This window comes from Methylocaldum sp., from assembly GCF_035627495.1.
Lineage (GTDB): Bacteria > Pseudomonadota > Gammaproteobacteria > Methylococcales > Methylococcaceae > Methylocaldum.
This window is the reverse complement of record NZ_DASPLO010000104.1, coordinates 1-1,403: the sequence shown is the minus strand read 5'-3', so window position 1 is coordinate 1,403 and position 1,403 is coordinate 1. Positions and strand designations below refer to the sequence as shown.

The following is a 1,403-nucleotide window of genomic DNA, read 5'->3' as shown; positions in this document are numbered from 1 at the left end:
CCCTGGACTCTTCAACCGAATGACCTTATCTTCACTCATGGCGTATTCGCTCCTCTCAACAGGAATGGATGACCTCGAAGACCATCCAGAATACGCCGCCTACCTCAGCCCCTCATCCACAACTTTCGAGCATAACTCAGTGGGGTATTGAGGCGGGCTCAATGCCCGATTCACTATCTTGCGCGAGCCTGTAAGATCCACCATAAGCGTGTCAAAGAAAGCTTGATGAACTTCCGGTAAGCTCGCATGTTCAAAACAGAAACGCTCCCTTCGGAAAATCGGGAAGAAGGAAGAGACCAATGCGTCCGGTCCTATGGCTTGGCATGGTGCTTGGGTCTTGGATGTTTAACATGGCCGGTGCGGCAGACGTGAATCACACGCTTGCACTCAGCGTTGTCCAGATCCAGGCCTATTCAAAGGACGGCAAGGCCTTTGTCGGCTCCGGTGTCGTCCTCGATCACAATCTCGTGGCCACAAATTGCCATGTCACCCGGCACGCCCATGCGATCGTCGTCGGGAAGGGGGCTTTACGCTATCGCGTCGCCAGCCAGCGCGCTGATGTGACACATGACCTGTGCATTCTCGAGGCACCGGGAATGCAGTTACCGGCGGCGAGCCTGGGGACCGCATCAGGACTTTCCGTCGGGGAGCCGATTTATCTGTACGGCTATCCCCGAGCGATCGGCATCGCCTTTGCCGAAGGCCGCATCGAAGACTTGCACTCCTATGACGGCAGCGTGATCATCGAAACCTCCGCGGCTTTCGTCCAGGGCGCGAGCGGCAGCGGGACTTTTGACCAGGACGGCCGCCTGGTCGGTCTTGCTACATTCTTCTCGGCAGGAGGCAGGGCCGGTCACTATGCCATTCCCGCCGACTGGATCCCCGGTCTCATCGCCACGCCTCCCCAGCCGGTCGAGCCCTTGTCCGGCTCGCTGTTTTGGGAAAACACCTCCGCGCTTCCGGAGTTTCTGAAAAGGAATGCCAGCCGGGCCTCTGCGCCGAGCGTGCCGCCACGGCCACGCTGAAGGCGAATCAGTTGCGCCTGTGGTTCGCTTCCTTCGCCGTTTATACCTTCCCCCGCCTGAAGCCCTTACCTTTGCCCACATCTTTTTCTATGGCTTTTCGGGTTCAGAACCAGCCACATGTCCACCAGGTCATCGAGCCGCCGCAGGCCGCGCCAAACCACCGTCACGCCCGGTGGCCCCCCCGCTACGGCGGCCTTGATAGCCGCCCAGTTCGGCAATCCACAGCGTCGCTTGGGCCAAGGTGGGCGGCCGCTTGGGCGGGGTCCGGGTTCGGCGCTTATAACACGCCAAGGCCTGCCACTGTTCCAGGTCCAGAAATACGTCACAGGGTAACTCCGGGGTCTCCCGGCTTTGCATCGTCAACCCCATCACGCGCCA

General features: G+C 59.9%; 1 protein-coding gene and 1 pseudogene. One reads left to right on the top strand and one right to left on the bottom strand.

From position 1 onward, the window contains the following. Positions 1-350: 350 nt before the first annotated feature. Positions 351-1,025, top strand: a complete 675-nt coding sequence (locus VEB01_RS09040) for a S1 family peptidase (protein ID WP_324874722.1) — start codon at positions 351-353, stop codon at positions 1,023-1,025. A 129-nt stretch (positions 1,026-1,154) separates the two neighbouring features. On the opposite strand, the pseudogene VEB01_RS09035 reads toward VEB01_RS09040, so the two are convergent. Then, positions 1,155-1,403, bottom strand: a pseudogene (locus VEB01_RS09035) (hypothetical protein); the annotation flags it as partial.

Excerpts from the sequence above, each read along its gene's own strand:
- VEB01_RS09040 (WP_324874722.1), top strand. The coding sequence starts at position 351 with ATGGCCGGTGCGGCAGACGTGAATCACACGCTTGCACTCAGCGTTGTC.